This window comes from Niveispirillum fermenti (assembly GCF_048066175.1).
Classification (GTDB): Bacteria; Pseudomonadota; Alphaproteobacteria; order Azospirillales; family Azospirillaceae; genus Niveispirillum; species Niveispirillum fermenti.
This window is the reverse complement of record NZ_JBLTXA010000004.1, coordinates 329,478-351,224: the sequence shown is the minus strand read 5'-3', so window position 1 is coordinate 351,224 and position 21,747 is coordinate 329,478. Positions and strand designations below refer to the sequence as shown.

The following is a 21,747-nucleotide window of genomic DNA, read 5'->3' as shown; positions in this document are numbered from 1 at the left end:
GCCGGCGCCTTTTATCTGCGGGTGTCGGTACGGGATGGGGAATGTGCCGGATATCGGCCATGGTTTCCGATCCTTGGAAGAACGATGCAATGTTCCCGGCCGGCGGCCAGACACCGCGCAACAGGGCCGGCCGCCGGTGCGGTGGCGTGTCAGAACGCCACCGCGTCGCCATTGTTGCGGTTATGCGAGGCGGCATGCAGTTCACCGGTCTTCGGATCGCGGCTGATGGCCACCCATTTTCCTTCACCGCCCAGCCGCGCCTCTTCCAGCGGCATTTCACGGAAGGCGTAGCCGGTGCCTTCCAGTACCTTGCGGTCGAAACGCCCGACGGGCACCACCAGGGTCGTCTCCCCCGTTTCAGAATTGACCGATGGCAGGAAGAAGTCCGGTGTGTTGATGGCTTCCTCCACATTCATGCCGAAGCAGGTATAATTCAGCAGCCCCTGGAAGGTGCGGTGATGCAGGCCGGCGCCCATGGAGGCGAAGCCCAGGACGGCATGGCCATCCTTGAACAGGACACCCGTTTCCGTCGGCGCGGGCAGCCGTTCGCCCGGCTTGACCCGTGCCACGGCCGCCTGCTGGAAGGAAGCGGCGTCGGAGATGGAAACGCCATCGACGAAGATCGCCGTCTTGCCCCAGTTGACGGTATTGATGGAATGGGTGATGGCAGCGATGTTGCCTTCGCCATCGATGGCCACCACGTCGTCGGAATGCATCGGCGTCGTGCGCTTCCATTTCGTGAAGGTCTTACCCGAAGCCATCTGCGCCCAGAGGGCCGCGGCATGTTCCTTGGTGATGCGGGAGGCCGGGCTGAAATCAATGCCGGGGAAGATGGCAGCGCGCGCCGCCTCGGGGAACATCGTGATGCCGAACAACTGCGTGATGTCCAGCGCCTTGCGCAACTGCTCCGACGATCGGGTCCAGTGGGTGCCCCCACACAGGCCGGCGGCATCGGCCAGGTTTTGCGCCTCCACCAGGGAATAGCCCCCGAAATTGGGCATGGGGCTGGTGCGCACCGAATAGCCGTTGCGCAATTCCGCCACCAGCGGATCGGCCCACAGGACCTGATAATTGCGCAGGTCTTCCAGGGTCATCTTGCCGCCATCGGCCTGCACGGCGGCCACCAGCTTGCGCCCCCAGGGGCCGTCATACATATGGTCCGCGCCATCCTTGGCCACGGCGCGCAGCGTCTGGGCCAGGGCCGGCTGGCGGAAGATGTCGCCCTCGGCATAGGCGGTGCCGTCCGGCTTCACCAGCGTGGCCCGCGTTTCGGCCAGACGGCGGATGTCGGCATCGCGGAAACGGAAGATGTCGGCCAGGAAGCCCGTCACCGGGATGCCCTGTTCCGCCATGTAGATCGATGGTTCGAACAGGTTCGCGAAGGACAGCTTGCCGAAACGGCGATGTGCCGCCTCCACCCCGCGCATGAAACCGCCGACCAGCGCCGTGCGGCCGCTGGGCGCGCCCTTGCCCCGCAGCGCCTCCTGACTGGAGAAATCATAGCCGCCGGGAATGCTCATGGGGTCGGTCTCGCCGGCCACCGTGTTCCATTCGGCGTTCATCGTATAGGTCTTGCCCGTCTTGGCCTCGTGATAGACCAGCGACATGATCCCGAAGAAGCTGATGGGCGCGCCGACGGCCAGCACCACCTGGGCCAGGGCCGCCGTCATGGCCGCGTCGATGGCGTTGCCGCCCTGGACCAGCGCCTCCAGCCCGGCCCGCGCGGCCAGGCCGCTATAGGCGACCGTGACGGCGCCCTTGCGGCCGCGCGCGGCACCCGCAACCGTATGGTCCACGCCCTGGGCCTTGAGGTAGCGCTCATAATCGCCGGCAGCCCACCGGGTGGGCGTCAGGTCGACCTTCGGCCGAGCCATGATCGCCGGCGCGGAAACCGCAAGAGCGGGCACGGCAAGCATTCCGGTAAGGGCGGTACGCCGGGTGACATGCATGGTCTTTTCCCTATCGTTGGTAGTCGTTTCAGGCCGCCCCTGTCCGCGGCCGACAGCCCGGGGGAACGGGCCTGTCGTCCCGCCCCCCGATGGGGTTTTCCCGCCGCGCCCCTGTGAAGGGCGCAACGCACAACCGGCAGGCCCGCACGAGCACGGGATCGCCGCCTTAACAATACATTTCTGTATTTATTTTTTGCTGTCAAGCCTAAGAGCATTTTCGTGCGGAACACGCCATTTGCTCACATCGATTGAGGATAGCCGTGATGACCCGCTCTCATCACCGGCATGGCTCGCGGATCGCTTGTCGACAAAAACAAGACACTAATGTATCTAAATTCCGAACCCGTCTTCGGCCCCCTTGCAGGTTGCCCGGCGGGCCGCGGGACCAGTGGCGGCCCCCCGCACCCACACCCGCGAAAGCCATTGCATGAGACGGTATGGAGCAAAGGTGCCGATGCGCACTCATCCGGAACGAAAAGACTGGAGACGCAGCCGATGACGACGGACGCCCCCCCTTTCCTCAGGCGCTATTGGGTGCTGCTGGTCATCACCCTGGTCTATGCGATGAACATCGCCGACCGTTTCGTGCTATCCACGCTGATCGAGCCCATCAAGGCGGAATTCCAGCTTTCCGACAGCGCCGTGGGCTTTCTGACGGGCGTGGCCCTGGCCTTGTTCTATGGCGCGGCCGGGCTGCCGCTGGGGGCACTGGCCGACCGCACGCACCGGCGCAACATGATCATGTGGGCGCTGGCCATCTGGTCGGCCTTCACCGCGCTGTGCGGCATGGCACAGAATTTCTGGCATCTGCTGCTGGCCCGAATCGGCGTCGGGGTGGGTGAGGCGGGGGGCACCCCGCCGTCCCATTCCATCATCGCCGATTATTTCCGCCCGTCAGAGCGGATCGTGGCCATGTCGATCTATGCCCTGGGCATCGCGCTGGGCTCCGCCATCGGCGGCATCGGCGGCGGGTTGCTGGCCGAGAAATATGGCTGGCGTTCCGCCTTGATCATCTTCGCGTTCGGCAGCCTGCCCGTGCTGATCCTGCTGCTGAGCGTGCGGGAGCCCAAGCGCGGCGCCAGCGACCCGCATGCGATCGTGTCGGCCGCGGGAACGGGGGTGGGGCTGCGGCCGGCCCTGCGCTTCATCCGCTCCCAGCGGGCCCTGCTGCATGTCATGGCCGGTGCGACCATCGCCACCTTCTCCGGGATGGGGCTGATCTGGTGGACGCCGGCCTTCCTGGGACGCTCGCACGGCCTGTCCGTCGGCGAGGCCGGAACCATGGTCGGCTTGATGAGCGGGGCCGGCGGCGCTGCGGCCATGGTGGCCGCCGCCGTGGTGACTTTGAAGCTCGCCCGGATGGAAGCCAAATGGCAGTGCCATTTCCTGGCCTTGATCACCCTTCTGATCACGGTGCCGGGCGTGGCCGCCCATCTTGTGGACGACCGCGATGCTGCGGTCTGGCTGCTGTGGCTGTTCGTGCCCTTCGCCAACCTTTATGTCGGCCCGACACTAGCCCTGATGCAGAATCTGGTACGCTCGGACATGCGGGGGGTGACGGTGGCAGTCATGCTGTTCTCCGCCAACATCGCCAACCTGGCCCTGGCCCCGCAATTGATCGGCTTCGCGTCCGACCTGCTCGCGGCACACATCGCCGAACCGGCCCATTCGCTGCGCATCGCGCTGGCCATCGCCGGGCTGACCGGCCTGTGGGCGGCCGGTCATTTCTGGGCCGCCATCCGGTCCCTGCCGGGCGACCTGCGGCGCGCCGGCAGCGCCTGACGACAAAGCCCCCGGCGGGTTGGACCCGCCGGGGGCTTCTTGTCTCCTGCCGCCCGATGCGGACTTGCAGGTCATACCCTGGTCCCGGGGCGTTCTACCCCCGGGACCAGGGTATGAGATGGCCGATGTTCAATCCATCAGATCGCCCGGCGCGACCTTGCCGGTGAGGATCTTGTAATAAAGCGGCATGGTCGCCCGGCGGTCCGCCCGGCGTTCCTTCAGCGACAGGGTATAGTAGCCGACCTGGTGGAAGTAGAGCACGCGCGCCCGGATGGCGCATTCCGCCTCGTCATAGCCCATGTTGCGGAAGATGTCGCAGAACAGGACCGTGCGCTCCTCGTCCACCCGGCGCAGCAGGGCCGACGCCGTCTTGGAATGGCGGGCCCAGTCGCGCACGGCATTGTCGAAGCTGGGGGAGAAATCCTTCTCCTCCAGCCAGGTCCGGATCAATGCCTTGAACTGCGCCAGCCCATCGCCGCCATTGCCCTCGATGGCGGTGCGCAGGGCCGTGGTGTTGGTGTCGCGCCAGTAGGTCAGCAGGGCCGCCAGCAGCTCCCCCCGGCTTTTGAAATGCCAGTAGAAGCTGCCGCGGCTGACCCCGATCTCCCTGGCCAGCCGGTCGATCTTCACAGCATCCACGCCCCGGGCGACCAGGGCCTTCTTGGCGGCAAGAACCCAGTCATCCCGCCCCAGCCGGGGACCGGAAGGTGTCTTGCGGGGTCGTCTGGCCGGCAGGGCGCCGTCCGGTTCGGTGGCCGCCGGCATGGCGTCGTCCGGCCCGCCACCGGCCAGGCCGGTATCCGGCATGATGTCTCGCATGTTCAATTCCGGAACCGCCCTCCTCACGCGGGAATGCCATCGGCCGCCGCACAACGGCGCGGATCGGCCACGGCCGTCAGATGTCCCGTCACCTCGTCGCGCGCAATCACGGAAAAGCTGCCCATATGGTAGTCATAGCCGGGCAGGACACCGACCCTGACCCCCAGCTTGTGCAAATCCTCCACGACGCCGGGTTGCAGCCGATCCTCCACCACCACCCCCCGGTTTTCCGTCATGGGCAGCATCCGGGGCGCATCGACCGCCTGATAAGGGTCCAGCTTGAAATCCAGCAGATAGGTCAGCACCTGGGGCAATGTGCAATGGATATTGCCCGGCGATCCGGCAGAGAAGACGGGCTTTCCATCCTTCAGGACCAGCGTGTTGCCGATGATGCAGCGCGCCTTGGCGCCCTTCACCAGCGTGGTGTCCATCGAGCTTTGCAGATGGCCGAAGGTGGCATGGCTGCCGACCATCGGCACCCCGCCGACCACCTGGCCGGGAATACCGGACCCTTGCAGCGTGTCCATCATCTGGACCCAGTTGCCTTCCGCATCCGCCACGGCAATCTCGCAGGAGCCGGAAGGCTGCTTCTCGGTCTGTGAAACCAGCCGCGGCCGGCCACCACTGCCGCCCAGCGCCGACATGAAATCGCCGCCGCCGGGCACATCGCCGGCCAGCCGGAGATGGGAGGTCAGATCGACCCGGGGCCGGCTGCCGCGGATCAGGCGCGCCAGATGGGCATGATAGGTATCGTCCAGCACGGCGTCGCGCGGCACATCATAGATCGTGTCGTCCTGCGCATATTCCCAATGGCGCTGGCCCTGGCGCAGGGCATGCCCCATGGCCCAAAGATGCTCCGCCGATCCCGGCTGCATGTCCCGGATGCCCAGATGCTTCAGGACACCCATGGCAACGGCCGTGAAGAAGCCCTGGGCCTGCGGCGGTCCCAGGCAGACGATCTCATACTCATTATAAGCGAAGCGAAGCGGCTCCACCCAGCGGGGCGGCGTTTCCACCATATGGTCAGGCGTGATGGCCCAACCCATCTGGTTCGCCTTGGCCACGAAGGCCTGTGCCCAGGGCCCCCGGATCATATAGTCCGGCCCCTGGTCGCGGACGCCCCGCATGGTTTCCGCCAGCCCCCTTGGCACGAAAACCTCGCCGACATTGGGGAAATAGCCGTCGGGTTGATAGAAATCCCGCCCTTCCGGGAAGTGGGTGATGAACTTCTCCCCGAAGACATTCACCCCATATTCGAAGGTGGACACGACATGACCGCTTTCCGCCCACGTCACCGCATCGGCACACAGCCTGCCCCAGGGCAGGACGGCGAACCGCTCGTGCATCGCCTTCAAGCCGGGCATGAAACCCGGAATGATGGCGGATGGCGGCAGCAGCGCATAAGGCCCCGCCCCCTGCGGCACGGGCCGGAAAGGCGAGAGACCCGACGGATGGCCCCCCAGGCTGTCGAGCTGATGCAGCGTCCCGGTCTTCGCCTCGTAATAGAGACAGGTGACCAGCCCGGCATGATTGGTCATGAACGGTTCCACCGCCGCCTGCACCATGGCACCGGCGATGGCGGCATCCACCGCATTGCCCCCCTGGCGCAGGATGTTCACCATGGTCTCGGTGACAATGGCGGAATCCGTCGTCACGGCCGCCTGCAGGCCTGAAACCGGGGCCTTCGGGCCGGGGTTGCGGATATAGCGGGACAGGTTGTCCGGCATGTCATTCTCCTGTCTTGAAACGCGCGAGGGGCATCAGGGTTCGGCATCCGCATTGAGATGCCGAGCCGCCCGCAGCATGAAAATCCCGCTGGGCACCAGGGCCAGCAGGATGATGATCAGCGCATAGCGCAGGCTTTCCGCCGGACCCAGGCTAGGGGCCAGCATGTCGCTGATCAGGCCCGTGGCGACCGGCCCCAGGCCCAGGCCGATAAGGTTGGCGAAGAAGAAAACCAGCGCCACCGCCATGGCACGCCGCGGCGACCCGCACACCACGTGCAGGGCGGAGAACATGGACGGGACGGCACCGGTCAGGACGATGCCCGTCACGCTCAGCACGGCCAGCATGCTGACCATGTCGGGCATGAGGAAGGCCACCTGATAGAAGGGGGCGACGAGCAGCAGACCCCATCCCGGCATCCGGGCCAGCCAGGCCGGGTCGCGTTTGGCCAGCTTGTCCGCCAGCGCACCGCCGGCCAGATTGCCGATCACCGCCCCCACAGCCGACTGGATGCCGATGATCATTCCGACGGTCGCCAGATCGATCTGATGAACCCGGACCATGAACGACGCGAGGAAGATCAGGGCACCATAGGACACCAGGAAATAGAAGGTCATCGAATAGATCATGTTCCGGTAGGACGGCTTGCGCATGAGAATGCGGAATGTCGCCATCACGCTTTCCCCGCCGCCGGCCGGGGGACGCAGGGTGCCGCCGGCAAGGCGCGGTTCCCGCAAAACGGTGCGGGTGACCAGCGCCAGCGCCAGCCCCGGCAGCCCGACAATGATAAAGGCCGCACGCCAGCCGTAATGCACGGCGATCCAGCCGCCCGCCACCAGCCCCAGGATATAGCCGGCGATGGAACACATCAGATAGGCGCCCAGCGCCTTTGCCCGCTGGTCGGGCGGGAAATAATCCGCGATCAGGCTCTGGGCCGGCGGGATGGCACCAGCCTCGCCCACACCGACGCCGACACGGGCGGCGGCAAGCTGCCAGAAATTCTGCGCCATGCCGCACAGGACCGTCATCAGGCTCCAGACGGTCAGGGCCAGCGTGATGACGAAGCGCCGGTCCCCCCGATCGGCCCAGCGCGCCACGGGAATGCCCAGCGTCGCATAGAAAAGGGCGAAGGACAGCCCCGACAGCAGGCCTAGCATGGCGTCGGATACGCCGAACTCGGCCTTGATCGGTTCCAGCAGGACGCCGACGATGTTGCGGTCGACATAGTTCGACGTGCCGACCAGAAACAGGACGAACAGGAACAGGTTGCGCTGGCGTGGTGTGTAAAGCCGCCATGGCTCGGCACCCGGCGACAGCGGCGCCCCGACGGCACCGGGGGTCGTGGTGGTGGACATCAGGCGGGGTTCCCTTGTGCGGGCGGCTGCGGCGTGCCCCCCCGGGGGAACACCGCACGGGGTCGCGGGTCAGGCAGCAGCGCGCCGGGCCGTCCAATCCGCCATAAGATCGTCCAGCACCTGCAGGGTGACCGGCCCCGCCGCCATCAGGGCGTCGTGGAAATCACGGATCGGGAAGTCGTCGCCCAGCGCCGCCTCCGCCCGCCGCCGGACATCCTTGAATTTCAGGTTGCCCAGTTGATAGGCCAGTGCCTGGGCCGGCAGCGCAATATAGCGATCAACCTCCGCCTCCATGGTGGAGGCGGGCATTGCCATGTGCTTGCCAAAGAAGGCAAGGGCCCGATCACGGGTCCAGCCCATGTGATGCAGGCCGGTATCGACGACCAGCCGCACGGCGCGCCACATCTCCATTTCCAGCCGGCCGTAAAGCTTGGCCGGCGCGTCATAGAACCCCATGTCCTCCCCAAGGCGCTCGCAATAGAGCGCCCAGCCCTCCAGGCACGCCGTGTAGCGCAGCGCACCGAAGCGGCGGAATGCGGGCAGATGCTCCATCTCCTGAATCAAAGCCAGATGCATGAGATGGCCCGGCCATGCCTCGTGCAGCGCCAGGGGCACATGCATGTAACGCGGCAGCTTGCCCGGTACAGAACTGACCCAATGGACGCCGGCGGCCGTGCCGTCGGCGGGATTGGGCTGGGCATAGGCGGGCGGCATCTTTTCGGCAATGGCCTCCGGAATGCTCTGCACGCCATAGGTGGCGCGGGGCACCCGGCCGAAGAATTCCGGGATGCGGGCATCGATGCGCTTGGACAGGATCTCGATCTCACCCCGCAATATCGCGGCCGTGGGGGCATATTGCGCGGGGTCCGCCTGCAGGGATTCCCGCCAGCCCGGCAGGTCGCCGGGATATCCACCGGCCGCCGCCGTGGCCAGCATCTGCGCGCTGATACGGTCCACCTCGGCCAGCCCCAGCGCATGGATGTCACCCGGGGACATGTCCAGCGTCGTCGATTGCCCGACAAGATAGCGGTAGAAGGCATCACCGTCCGGATCATCGGTGCAGGCCAGGCTGTCGCGCGCCGCGGCCCCCAATGTTCTTTCCAGGAAATTCGCATAGGCGTGCAAGGCGGGATAAAGCTGATCGGTGATCAGCGCCAGTCCCTGTTCCGCCAGATCGGCCAATGCGGGTGAGCGGCCGGCCACACGCAGCAGGGGCTGGGCGAAGGGATGGGACCTTACCGGCACCGCCAGCGTCCCGCGCACCTGTGCCACCGCCCGGTCGATGACCAGCCGCGGATAGCGGTAGCCGCGATCCCGCCCGGCCAGGAGCGAGGCCCGCGCATCCGCCATGGCCGCGGGCACCGTCGCCAGACGGGCAAGATAGCGGCGGGCATCAGGAACATTGGCCAGGGCCGTGATGTTCGCCCAATATATGAGCATGAAATCCGGACCCAGCGGATAGAGCGACGGGCGCAGATGCGCACCGCAGGCAACCATGTCGCAAAGGGCCGTGAACTCGCGACGCAGCAGCGCATGGGTCGCCCGGTCCTGCGTATCCAGTCCCCTTGGGTCGATTGACGCCAGTTCCTTCACAGCCACCGCCGCCCAGGCCGCACGCCGTTCATGGTCGGCCGGCGCCTCCCGCATCAATGTATCCGCGTCACCGGGCTGGCCAGCCTGGATCGCCATTAGGGGGAACTCTTCCCGCTGGAACGCCCAATAGCGTTCGGCCAGTTCGCCGATCTTGGCCTTACACATGTTTCGTCCTTTCCCGATGTCCCGCCTGTTCATTCTGCTGTACGGCCCCGCAGGCCGGAGGCGCAGGCCCGATCATCCTACCTGCCGCACCATCACAATTCAATACTGTATGGAATTTATGGTTCCCGACCGACACAAACGTCGAGACGGCAGATATCCGCCGTGGCCTTGCTGAGGCAGACAAGACCCGACCTCCGCTCGCGACGAAATCTTCGCCCCAGCAACCGGTTCGCCGACACCCAATCAATTTACGTACAATACTGTATTGTCAAAAATTGGAAGTGCGTCTAAGGTCTATTCCGGAATGGCAGGCCACCCGAAAAGAGCCGGCCCCTTGAACAGCGGAAGGTGATGCACATGCGCAAAGGAACGTTCCACGCACTCTGGATGTCGAGTGCCTTCATCATCCATGCGCCGATGGCCGGCGCCCAGGCAGTGGACGCGGGCTCCGACTTCATCCTGGAGGAAATCATCGTCACGGCGAACAAGCGGGCGGAGCGGATACAGGATGTGCCCTCCTCCGTGACCGCGGTCGGCGAACAGTTGATCGGCCGCGTCATGGCCAACAATCTGGACGATGTGTCGGCCTATGTGCCGGGGCTGGACGTCCGGCCGTCGGGGGTGGATGGCAACCGGCTGGTCTTCCGTGGCCTGTCGACGGGGCCGAACGATCTCAGCCCCACGGCCGGGGTCTATATCGATGATGCATCATTCGGCGCCCGCAGCGGCTTTGCGCTGGGCGCCCTGTTCAGTCCCGACATGGACCCCAGCGAACTGGCCCGGGTGGAGGTGCTGCGCGGTCCCCAGGGCACCCTTTATGGCGCCAGCACGCTGGGCGGTCTGGTGAAATACGTCACCAAGGCCCCCGACACCCACGCCACCTCCGGCCATATCAAGGTCGATTACGGGCATGATGCGGGGGCGGACGCCAACCGTCATACGGTCCGCGGCGGGATCAACGTCCCCTTGATCGACGGCAAGGCGGCCCTGCGGCTGAGCGGCCACTACGCCTACCGGGAAGGCGACCTCACCGATGTCCGCACGGGGCGCGACGAACTGAATGCCAACCGGCGCAAGGGTGGCCGGGCGGACCTGCTGCTGCTGCCCAACGACGACCTGACGATCCGCATTGCGGGTACCGTCGCCATCAACAAGACCCCGCAAAGCGGCAGTGTCCTGGGCAATGCCGTCACCCTGCTGCCCCTTTACGGCGAGTACGGCACCTTTCGCAACGTCGACAGCTTTTCCAAGTCCCGGTACCATTTCATCCAAGGCAATGTCGAATATCGGGTCTCCGACGATCTGACGGCCACATCGACGACCGGGTATTCCAAATTCCGGGTCAATATTCTTTCCGACTACACGCCGACCTTTCAGCCGGCATTCGGCCCGGCCCTGGGACCTTTGATGCAGTTCTATGGCACGACCAGTCCCAGCACGGAGAAGCTGACGCAGGAATTGCGGCTGGCCTCCTCCGGGTCGGGCCCCGTGGAATGGCTGGCGGGCCTGTTCTATGATCATGAGAAGAGTGATTATCACAGCGGTATCAATTCGATGTACCAATATGGCACCGCCACCCCACCGGCGGCGTTGCAGCCGACGGTGGCCGCCCTGGCAAACTATCAGACCGTGGCACTGGCCAGCCGGTATGTCGAATATGCCGTGTTCGGCAATGCCAATTACAGCATCACGCCCGAATTCGATCTCGGCGCCGGCCTTCGCTACAGCTACAATGACCAGAAGCTGACGCGCGTGGCATCGGGCTATCTGGTCAATATCGGCGCTTCGCCGCGGCTGGCGGTGGCCGATTCCGATGACGGCGTCTGGACACAGACGGTCGATGCACGCTGGCGTTTCCAGCCTGACACGATGCTTTACGGGCGCGTGGCGCGCGGTTACCGCCCCGGCGGGCCCAACACCAGCGGCGGCACGTTCGACCCCGACACAACCTGGAACTATGAGCTGGGCCTGAAATCCACGCTGCTGGGCAGCCGGCTGACCACCAACATCGCCGCCTTCTACATCGACTGGACGAACATCCAGCTCAACTATTTCAACGGCACCAACACCGTTATCGGCAATGCCGGCGATGCCCGCAGCAAGGGCGTGGAGCTGGAAACCAGCTTCACGCCGTTCTACGGCCTGACCTTCGCCGGCAATCTCACCTACACCGATGCGGAGATCACGGGTCTGTTGCCGGGGGCCGTCGGCGGTGCCGCCATCGGCAATACGCTGCCCTACAGCGCCAAATGGGCCGGTGCCGTCAGGGCTGATTACTATTTTCCCCTGACCAACAGGGTGGAAGCCAATGTCGGCGGCGGCGTGCGGTATCGCAGCAGTTCCACCACGACATTCCCCGGCGATACCGGGTCGCGTTACTACAAGCTGCCTGAAACCACCTTCCTGGATCTGCGGGCCGGGGTGGACCTGGATACACGCTACACGCTCAATCTTCAGGTCCTGAACGTCACGGATGAGCGCAACCTGCAGGGGGCATCGCAATCGCTTGCCGTGCCCGCCGCCACCGCGGATGCGATGGGCCAGCCGGCAACGTTGGACTTCATGCCCGGCCGTACATTCTACCTGTCCGTCGGCGCCCGATTCTAGGTGTCCGTCCGGCAAGTTTCAGATGGCTTCATCCCATCACCGTCACCCCAGCGAAGACCGGGGCAACGGAATGAAACGTTAACACGCTGCAAAACAAGAGAGATTTTCCGAACAGGTTCTAAACCTTCTTCATCATGGAACAGGCCCGACGGTGACCGCCGTCGGGCCCGAAACACGTTCAGGCTTCTTTTGCTGCTGCTCGATTGATGTGCGATTGCAATAAATTGAGTGGCGACGACGGTATCAGCGCCGTGACCGGGCATGCTGGTGAGCGCCGCCGGCCGATAGCGGGAAGATCGAAGCAATTTCATTACGATAAGCGCCCCGCTAACGCATTTACTTTTGCGCTGAACGAGAGATATACCTTTGGTTGGGTCTTGATGCCCCGGAACGGGGTAGTCCATTCGGGGGTAATAAATGTCGCGTTCGGTGCAAACGGGCCGCAAGGGTCGCAAGGGCAATCGTGGACTTTCGGCCCCCCTGGCCCTTGAACCGCGCATGATGTTTGACGCGGCGGCCGTCGCCACGGCCGCCGATGTCGCGCAGGATGTGGCGGCCAAGCCACTGCCCGACCATCCGGCGGATGATCTGGGCGTGGCCAGTTTGCTGGCTGGACTCAGTGACGTTGCCCCCACCCCGACCGCCATATCGGAACCCGTCCGCCGCGAAGTGGCGTTTATCGATACCGGCGTGGCCGACTGGCAGACCCTGCGGGATGGGATAAAGGACGGGGTGGAGATCGTCCTGCTGGATGGCAGCAAGGATGGCCTTGCCCAGATGGCCGCCTGGGCCGAGGGCAAAAGCGGGTATGATGCCATCCATGTGTTGAGCCATGGCACTGAAGGCCAAGTGACTCTGGGCACGCTGGCGTTGAACGCTGCGGCGACCGAGGCACGGGCCGCCGATCTGGCGACGCTGGGTGCGGCGCTGAGCGCGGAAGGTGATCTGCTGTTTTATGGGTGCGGGGTGGCTTCGGGCGACGGGGCGGCTTTCGTGCACCTCTTGGCCGGTTTGACTGGTGCCGATATCGCGGCGTCGAGTGATCCGACCGGCGCTTCCAGCCTGGGCGGCAACTGGACGCTGGAGAAGCAATTTGGCACTTTTGAAACCGCAAGCCTTTCGATTGCAGCCTATACCCACATTCTCGCCGATGATGCCGGCGAGCAAAACACGGTATTCGATTTCGATTTGGCCACGTCTCCCACGATAACTGTTGATGCAAATACCTATGCATCGGCAAGTACCGTTCAGCAAACATTGTCGGACGGTACAAAAAACAACACGATCCAGCTTGTCGCGTCCTCCAGCGGCGATACAAGCGGAGCCGATAATTCCTCTGTTTTGGTCGCGGCGCAACTCGTGGACGCTGTGGGTTGGGGAGCTGCAGGCAACGGAAACGGAACTGCTTACGCAACATTCGATGCCGGTGTCGATGTCGATGCCCTCAAGACTTACGAGTTTACCGTTACCGGGGGGAAAATATTCGATCTCGTGTCGATGGGGATTATTTCGACCGATTCGACAGCGAGAAGCCTGACGATCACTACGGACAAGGGAGCCAGTGAGACAGTAGATGTCATCGACACTGAAACAGCCACCTTTACACCGGCTGATGGAGCGGCGTTTGACAATGTTTCATGGGTCCGGATTACGGCAACCGACGGGAATGCCGTCAATCTTGCGTTCGACGATGTGACACTTGAGGATATTCACACACCCGTCAACCCCGACGCCCCCGTCATCCACGATCTGGATGGCGATGTCACCAATCTGGGTGGATTTGCCTTCATTGATGATTTCAATCCTGGCACGGGTGCCACCGTCAGTGACGCGCAGAATGATTGGGATGGCGCCACGCTGGTTGTGGAGCGCACCGGCGGTGCGTTGAGCATTGATAATTTCGACTTCAGTACGATCCTTTTTGTCGCAAGCAATGGTACATTGTCCAAAAACGGTGGGGGTGATTTCGGCACTTATTCCACTATCGGGAACAAGATGTCCATTACCTTCAATGGTAGTGCTGATGCGGATTTAATCGGTCAGGTTTTAAGAAGCATAAGCTATAGCAGCACTAAATCCTATGGCGATACGCCGCTTACCATCACGCTGACCGATGCTGCCAATAACAGCACCACCGTTACGACCACGGTCAACATCGATACCATCTATATCGATAATGCCACCGATACGGCGACCATCGACCTGAGCGATGGCGTCAGTTTCAGTGAAGCGATTGCTATTGCGGCGGCTGATACAAGTGGCTTGCAAACGCTGATGTTCGACAGCGCCCTGATGAGCGGTACATCGATTACCCTGGCCGGCGATATCACCATCAATGAGAATTTGGACTTTGCGGCCCAGACTGCTGGCAGCGTGACCCTGACCGGTAGCACCATTACGCTCGGCGCCGGCACCACGCAGGGTTTCTATATCGCGTCGGACACGACGCTGACCATTGCCAGCGCCCTGGGCGGCAGCGGCGGCTTAAACAAGGGCTCGCCGGGCACACTGGTCCTGTCGGGCACACAGACCGGCACCGGTACCATGAATGTCACCGGCGGCACCCTGTCGGTGGCCAGCGATGCCAATCTGCTGTCGGGCGCGCTGACCCTTAATGGCAGCACCGCGACCTTGGCCGTCACCGGTGCAACCACCATCGACAACGCCATCACCCTGGGCAGCAATGGGGCCACGGTCAATGCCGGTGCCGATGTTACCCTGTCTGGTTTGATCAGCGGCACCGGCAATCTGGTCAAGTCCGGGTCTGCAACCCTGACCCTGAGCAATACCGGCAACGAAGCGGCCTGGTCGGGCGCCATCACGCTGAGCGCAGGCGCGCTGTCGATTGCCGATGATGATGCGCTGTCCAGCGGCACCTTGAAGTTCAATGGCGGCACCCTGATCGCCACGGACACGACCACCGTCGACAATGACATTTGGATGGGCCCCACCGCCATGGCTGATGGCAATGGCACCATCAATGTCGGTACCGGGGTGACCCTGACCCTGTCGGCCGCCAGCCTGGGTGGCGGCGGTGGTACCCTGACCAAAACGGGTGCCGGCACGCTGGCGTTGGGCATGACCACGGCCCACCCCACTGCTTTTTTTGACGTTGCGGCGGGCACGCTGGCCCTGGCTGATGGCGGCATGATCAGCAGCATTCTGACCCTGTCCGGCGGCAACCTGTCGCTGGCGGGCGGCACGCTGACCGGCGACGTCTCACTGAACGCCAGCGCCACCATCACCACCACTGGCGACGCCACCATTTCGGGCTACTTTATGGGGGGGTCTTCTGCCAGCCTGACCAAGGCGGGCACGGCACAACTGACCCTGTCCGCCAGTAATCTTGATCTTGAAGGTGCGATTACCGTTTCCGCCGGTACGCTGGTGGCGGGGCACAATAACGCCCTGGGCGGCGGTTCTGGCACCACAACCGTCAACAGCGGCGCATCGCTGAAGCTGGCCGATAATGTGACGGTTGGACAAAACATCAATCTGAGCGGCACCGGGGTTGGCGATGCCGGCGCGCTGATTGGCGGCGTCGATTCCGTGGTTACGGGTAACGTCGCTGTCACTTACGATGGCACATCAATCGGTGCCGCCAGCGGGGCGAGCCTGACCATTTCCGGCGTGCTCACAGACAACAACAATAAGCTGATCAAAACCGGCGCGGGCAATCTGGTGCTGACGGGCACCAACTCGTTGATCTATCTGGTGGATATCGAGGCTGGGACGCTGACGGCGGGTTCGGCCGGCGCGCTCGGCACCGATACCACAATGGTTTTGAGGACCGATAGCACACTGTCGGTCACGGCCAATGTCTCGGCTGATCGAGGCATCAAAATGGAAGCCGGTGGCGGCACTCTTGATGTCGCCACGGGTGTCACATTCAACGTGGTGGGCTTGGAGAATGGCGGCGTCGGTCTAACAAAGGCGGGGGCCGGCACGCTGGCGCTGACCAACGCCGGCAATAACGGTGCCTTGTCGGGGCCCTTCTCGATTTTGGCGGGCACGGTCGCGGCCCAAGGCAGTCTGGATGGCGGCGCGGTCAGCGTCGCGTCGGGGGCCACATTGACCCTGACGGGCGCCTTGTCCCTCCTGGAGGGCCTGTCGGGGGACGGAAATGTCGGGCTGGGCAGCTACACCCTGACCACCGCCGGCAGCACCGACACCACCTTCTCCGGCGTGATGAGCGGCACGGGCGGGCTGACCAAGACGGGCAGCAGCACGCTGACGCTTGCCGGCCAGAACAGCTTTACCGGTGCCGTTACCCTGTCGGCCGGCGGGCTGACCCTGGCCAGCACGGGCTCTCTGGCCGATGGCGCAAATGATGTTTCCGTGGCGACCGGTAGCACCCTGACACTGAACAGCGCCAACGCGCTGAAGTCGCTGACCGGTGACGGCAGCGTTGTGCTGGACACCACCACCACAGTTGGCCGCAACAACTCCAGTGATTTCGCCTTTGCCGGTACCCTGTCGGGCAGCGGCGGTCTGACCAAAGAGGGCAGCGGCAAACTGACCCTCAGTGGCACCAACAGCAGCTATTCAGGCCGCTTGACGCTGTATGGCGGCACGGTGAGCATCGCCGGCAGCAGCAATGTCGGCACTGGTGCCATCTGGACGATGGATACATCGACGCTGGAGATTACTGGCAACGCCAGCTTGACAAATGATTTCAGCGTGAGCGCTGCCTCAACGGTCAATGTTGGCAGCGGCACAGCGGTCACACTGTCGGGCGCTGTTTCTGGCATCGGCTCGCTGATTAAAGCCGGTTCTGGTCAACTGACCCTGACGGGTGACAACAGCTATTACGGCCACACGACGGTTTCCGCCGGCACGCTGATCGCTGGTCATGCCAACGCGCTGGGCGACAACATCGCGAACCTGGATGGCGGCACCAGTGTCAACCTGAACGCCGAACTGCTATTGGCCGATGGCATCACGCTGGCCGAAGACCTGATCCTTGCCGGCGGTGGTTTGGGGGTTGTCCAAGATGGAACCGCCACGGCCAGCGGCAGCATAACGCTGACCGGCCATTCTCAACTGCTTCCGTTTGGCAGCGACAGCAGCCTGACCCTGTCTGGCATTATCAGCGATGGCAGCTCGAGCTTCGGCCTGATGGCGAGCGGTGACGGCACGGTTATTATTAGCGGCAATAATACGTTTGACGGCAATTTCACCGTCAGTACGGGCATTGTGGTTTTGGCCCATGCCAATGCTTTGGGTTCAGCCAGCGGCACCAACACGGTTCAGGATAGCGCTACGCTGAAGATCGATGCCGGCATCACCCTGTCAGAGGCGGTGAACATCACCGGTACCGGGGTCGATGACCAGGGCGCGCTGGTGGGTGGCGATGGCGCGGTGATGGCCGGCAACGTCACCCTGGGCGCCGGGGGCGCATCGATCGCCGCCACCTCGGGCAACACCTTCACCATCAGCGGCGAGATCAGCGGCACCGACAACGCCTTGAGCAAATTCGATGCCGGTACGGTCATATTGTCCGGCAACAACACGCACAACGACGCCACCATCGTTGAGGCCGGCACCCTGGTTGTTGCGCATGCCAATGCCCTGGGCACCACTGATGGCGTTACCGAGGTCCGCAACGGCGCAACGCTGCGGGTGGCGGATTCGATCTCGATTGCTGAAAGCCTGGTCCTCATTGGCACGGGCGTTGGCAGCGGGGGCGCATTGGTTGGGGGCGCGGGGGCAAGCGTGTCCGGCAGCATCACCCTGTCGGCGGATGCTTCAATCGGCGTAGGAACGGGCGCGACCTTCACCATCAGCGGTACAATTTCCGATGGCACGAACAGCTATCGGCTGACCAAAGTTGACGATGGCACGCTGGTACTCTCGGCGGCCAGCAATAGCTTCGATGGCGGGTTAACGATTTCCGGCGGTACGGTTAGTGTTGCCAATGTCGGCAGCCTGGGTACCGGTACAATTACGCTGAACGACGGTACGCTGACTTATACCGGCTCTAACGCCACTCTGGCTAATGCGGTTGCCACGACCAATCAAAATGGCACCCTCTCGCACACGAATAACTTAACCATTTCGGGCCTGTTGTCGGGGGCTGGCACGCTGACAAAGACCGGCAACGGGACTCTAACCTTATCCAATACCGGCAACGAAGCCGCGATGAGCGGCGGCATAACCGTAACGGCAGGCACACTGATCATCACCAATGATGATCAGTTGAGCGCCGGCACGCTGACGCTGGAAGGCGCCACCCTTTCCAGCAGTGGCATGACAACTATTGACAATTCGATAGTGCTCAATAGTGGACAAAATATCTTCTCCGTGACGGGTAACGCATCTTCAAATATTTTGACGTTATCCGGCATTATTTCAGGTGATGGAATTCTGGTCAAAAACGGTGCCGGCGCAGTATCATTGACCGGTGATAACACCTATAGCGGCGGCACCACGATTCGCCGCAGTACATTGCAAATTGCCGGCGCCAATAGTTTGGGCACCGGCGCTTTGACCATTGAAGATACGCATTCTGACCTTGCGAGCACCCTGACCACAGCTTCATCCTCCAACTTTACCCTGGCAAACAATATCTCCGTCTCTGATTCCAGCATCGACAGCACGCCGCTGGCCATTCGCGTAACCGGTTCCGGCACCTTGACCCTTGGTGGGGTTATTTCGGGCAGTGGCCCTTTCCACAAGGTGGGATCGGGCACGTTGGTGCTGGGCAACACCAACACCCTGACCGGCGGCATTGTGGTGGATGATGGTACCCTGGGGGTTTCCGCCGATGCCAATCTGGGTGCGGGCGGGCTGGTGCTGAATGGCGGCGCGTTGGGCGTGACCAGCGCCACCACGCTGACCAAGGACATCACCATCGCGGCGGACAGCACGATCAACACCGCCGGCACCTTGACCCTGTCCGGTGTGATCAGCGGCGCAGGCAACCTGACCAAGACCGGCACCAGTTCCCTGACCCTGTCAGGCAACAACACCTATCAAGGGGCCACAACGGTTTCTACCGGTGTGCTGATTGTTGGGCATAACAATGCGCTGGGCACCAATGACGCTGGCACCACCGTGGCCGACGGTGCAACCATGCGCATTCTTGATGGGCTGACAATTGCCGAAGACCTGACCATCAGCGGTGGCGGTGTCAGTAACGGCATTGGCGCGGTGAAGGTGAATACCGGCAGCGCCACGATCAGCGGCAACATCACCCTGGCGGGCGATGCGGATATCGGCGCCTATGTCGGCGGCGATGTGTTGACCATTACCGGCGATATTTCCGGCAACTTCGATCTGACCAAGGTCGGCGCCGGCACGGTGGTGTTGAGCGGTACCAACAGCCACATTGAAACCACCTTGAGCAGCGGCACGCTCAGCATCGGTGCGGATGCCAATATCGGTACTGGCCAACTCAATTTGGCCGGCGGCACGACCCTGACGCTGACGGGCACAACCATCAATATCGACAATGCCGTGGTTCTAACCGGTTTGGCCACCATTTCGGTGGCGACCGGCGATGCAGCAACGCTGTCGGGTAGTATCTCCTCCACGAGTGGGGGCTTCAACAAGATCGGCGCTGGCACCCTTACACTGGCCACCAGCGGTTCCAACATCAGCCAAAGCCTGCAAATTGACGCCGGAACCGTGCTGATCAATGATGCAAGCTTTCAGGCATACAGCATCATCGTCAACAGCGGAACGCTGGGCGGCTCAGCCCAGATCACGGGTGCCATCACGGTGTATAGTGACGGCATATTGTCACCAGGCAACAGCCCCGGCTTGATAACGGCTAACAGTTCAGTAATTTTTTCCAGCGGCTCAGCTTTCAATGTTGAAATTGCCAGCTCCGATACTGTCCCGGGCACGGATTTCGACCAAATTACAGCCGCAGGCTTTACAGTCATTGATGGCGTAACGCTGAATGTGTCCGTCATCGGTTCGCCGACGCTTTCCGCCGGCACGACCTATACGATCATCAACAAAACCGACAATGACGCGGTTGTCGGGACCTTCGCCGGCCTGGCAGAAGGGGCAACCTTCACCGGCGACGCGGGCCAGTTCAGCATCAGCTATACCGGCGGCGATGGTAATGATGTGGTGCTGACCTATCTGGGCACCGCCCCCACCCTGACCGACCTGTCGGGTGACAGCGTGGCGCTGACGGTGGGTACGCCGGTGCGGCTGGATAGCGGCACTGCTGCGATGGTCAATGAAGCGACGCTGGATGCGCTTAATGGCGGGGCCGGCGATTGGGCCGGCGCCAGCGTTTCAGTGCAGCGGGTAACCGGGGGCACGGCGGACGCAACGGTGAATGATGTGTTCGCGTTCGACACCACGGGCGCCGATTTCATCCTGACCGATGGCAAGCTGCGCACTGTCAATGGTGACACGGAATTCGCCACCGTCACCAATGCTGGCGGCGTACTGACGGTCACGTTCACCGGCACCAATGCCGCCACCACGGCGCTGGTGCAGCAGGTGGTGCAGCGCATCACCTATGCCAATGACACACCCTATGGCGATGCCACCCTGCGCGTGACCGTCGACAATGGAACCGGCAATAGCGCCACCGCCGATGTGACGGTGACCAGCAACCTGATCTATGTCGATAGCAGCAGCGACGATGCAACCGGCAATGCCGCCGACGGCTTCAGTCTGCGGGAAGCACTGGCCCGCGGTGTGACGCAAGCCGGGGCGGATACGATCAAGGTGGTCCTCGCCGATAATTCCACCATCACGCTGGGCAGCGGTGTGACCAGCGGCGTGGACGATACGCTGGACCTGGACGGGGCCAATGGACTGACCATCGCCGGCAGCACGCTGACCCTGGGCGGCACGCTGAGCATCAGCAACGGCACCGGCGACACGGCAATCATTTCCACGGTGATTGCCGGCAACAATCTGGGGCTGACCAAGACCGGGGCCGGCACGATCACCCTGTCGGGCACCAACACCTACACCGGCGCCACCACCATTTCCGCCGGCACGCTTGCCATCAGCGGTGGGGAAGCCCTTTTCAATAATGGCGCTGTGAACGTGGAAAGCGGCGCCACGTTTGCGTTGGATGCCACCGAGACCATCGGTGTGTTGAGCGGTGCTGGCAGTGTCACGCTGGGCAGTTACATACTGGCCCTGGGTTCGGGTGGTGGCTCCGGCACCTTCTCGGGCGTCATTTCCGGCTCGGGCGGACTGATTAAGGCCGGTGGTGGCACCCAGACTCTGACCGGTGCCAACACCTATACCGGGGAAACCAGTGTTTCAGCCGGCACATTGGTGGCAGGCCACAGCACGGCGCTGGGCAGCAGCGGCGCCGGCACCACGGTTACCAGCGGCGCCACGCTGAATGTGGCCGATGGCGTCACCCTGGCGGAAAACCTGACTTTGACCGGCACCGGCATCAGCACTACCGGCGCACTGATCGGCAGCGGCACCGCAACGGTCAGCGGCACTGTCACGCTGACGGGCAATACAATTATCGCAGCCGGACCAAGCGCCAACCTGACGCTCAGCGGCGTCATCAGTGGTGATTTTCTACTGGTCAAGATGAACACGGGCACGCTGACCCTGACCGGCGACAACAGCAACCATGGTGGCGGGATCACCATTAACGCCGGTACGCTGGTCGCCGGTCACAATAATGCGCTGGGCAACACCACCGGCACCACGACCATAGGCAGCGGTGGCGCCCTCGCCCTGGCCGATGGCGTCACGGTGGCTGAAAATATCACCATTGCCGGCACCGGGATTTCCAACACCGGGGCATTGCG

Annotated in this window: 8 protein-coding genes (1 of these 8 cut by a window edge); 3 read left to right on the top strand and 5 right to left on the bottom strand. The window is 63.1% G+C overall.

All coding sequences use genetic code 11. The annotated features are described in order from the left end of the window. Window positions 1-149: 149 nt before the first annotated feature. Window positions 150-1,874 (bottom strand): gamma-glutamyltransferase, encoded by a 1,725-nt coding sequence (locus ACM9LZ_RS06570; RefSeq protein WP_416618547.1) that lies wholly within the window; start codon window positions 1,872-1,874, stop codon window positions 150-152. A gap of 570 nt (window positions 1,875-2,444) precedes the next feature. Between ACM9LZ_RS06570 and ACM9LZ_RS06565 the strand changes: the two genes are divergently transcribed. Continuing rightward, a complete protein-coding gene (locus tag ACM9LZ_RS06565; RefSeq protein ID WP_416618546.1) occupies window positions 2,445-3,731 on the top strand; it encodes an MFS transporter in 1,287 nt (428 codons plus the stop codon). Window positions 3,732-3,860: 129 nt separating this feature from the next. Here ACM9LZ_RS06565 and ACM9LZ_RS06560 read toward each other — a convergent pair whose 3' ends face one another. The 4 genes from ACM9LZ_RS06560 to ACM9LZ_RS06545 all read right to left on the bottom strand — a co-directional run bounded on the left by ACM9LZ_RS06560 (window position 3,861) and on the right by ACM9LZ_RS06545 (window position 9,388). Next, entirely contained in the window at window positions 3,861-4,550 is a 690-nt protein-coding gene (locus ACM9LZ_RS06560) for a TetR/AcrR family transcriptional regulator (RefSeq protein WP_416618545.1), read from the bottom strand. A gap of 23 nt (window positions 4,551-4,573) precedes the next feature. Then, entirely contained in the window at window positions 4,574-6,277 is a 1,704-nt protein-coding gene (locus tag ACM9LZ_RS06555) for a gamma-glutamyltransferase (RefSeq protein ID WP_416618544.1), read from the bottom strand. A gap of 33 nt (window positions 6,278-6,310) precedes the next feature. Further along, window positions 6,311-7,630: a spinster family MFS transporter gene (locus tag ACM9LZ_RS06550; protein ID WP_416618543.1), complete on the bottom strand. Its 1,320-nt coding sequence runs from the start codon at window positions 7,628-7,630 to the stop codon at window positions 6,311-6,313. Between the two features lie 69 nt (window positions 7,631-7,699). Then, window positions 7,700-9,388 carry a DUF885 domain-containing protein gene (locus tag ACM9LZ_RS06545; RefSeq protein ID WP_416618542.1) on the bottom strand — a complete coding sequence of 563 codons (1,689 nt, stop codon included), beginning with the start codon at window positions 9,386-9,388 and terminating at the stop codon, window positions 7,700-7,702. Window positions 9,389-9,745: 357 nt separating this feature from the next. Here ACM9LZ_RS06545 and ACM9LZ_RS06540 point away from each other — a divergent pair, with 357 nt between their 5' ends. Further along, window positions 9,746-11,995: a TonB-dependent receptor gene (locus ACM9LZ_RS06540; protein ID WP_416618541.1), complete on the top strand. Its 2,250-nt coding sequence runs from the start codon at window positions 9,746-9,748 to the stop codon at window positions 11,993-11,995. 417 nt (window positions 11,996-12,412) lie between these two features. Beyond that, window positions 12,413-21,747: the 5' end (the start) of an autotransporter-associated beta strand repeat-containing protein gene (locus ACM9LZ_RS06535; RefSeq protein ID WP_416618540.1), read on the top strand. 17,749 nt of this gene lie beyond the right edge of the window; the window shows 9,335 of its 27,084 coding nt (coding positions 1-9,335); its start codon is at window positions 12,413-12,415; its stop codon lies off the right edge, out of view.

Bases quoted from the DNA above. Each gene is read 5' to 3' on its own strand.
- ACM9LZ_RS06570 (WP_416618547.1), bottom strand. From the start codon at position 1,874: ATGGCTCGGCCGAAGGTCGACCTGACGCCCACCCGGTGGGCTGCCGGC.
- ACM9LZ_RS06565 (WP_416618546.1), top strand. From the start codon at position 2,445: ATGACGACGGACGCCCCCCCTTTCCTCAGGCGCTATTGGGTGCTGCTG.
- ACM9LZ_RS06560 (WP_416618545.1), bottom strand. From the start codon at position 4,550: ATGCGAGACATCATGCCGGATACCGGCCTGGCCGGTGGCGGGCCGGAC.
- ACM9LZ_RS06555 (WP_416618544.1), bottom strand. From the start codon at position 6,277: ATGCCGGACAACCTGTCCCGCTATATCCGCAACCCCGGCCCGAAGGCC.
- ACM9LZ_RS06550 (WP_416618543.1), bottom strand. From the start codon at position 7,630: ATGTCCACCACCACGACCCCCGGTGCCGTCGGGGCGCCGCTGTCGCCG.
- ACM9LZ_RS06545 (WP_416618542.1), bottom strand. From the start codon at position 9,388: ATGTGTAAGGCCAAGATCGGCGAACTGGCCGAACGCTATTGGGCGTTC.
- ACM9LZ_RS06540 (WP_416618541.1), top strand. From the start codon at position 9,746: ATGCGCAAAGGAACGTTCCACGCACTCTGGATGTCGAGTGCCTTCATC.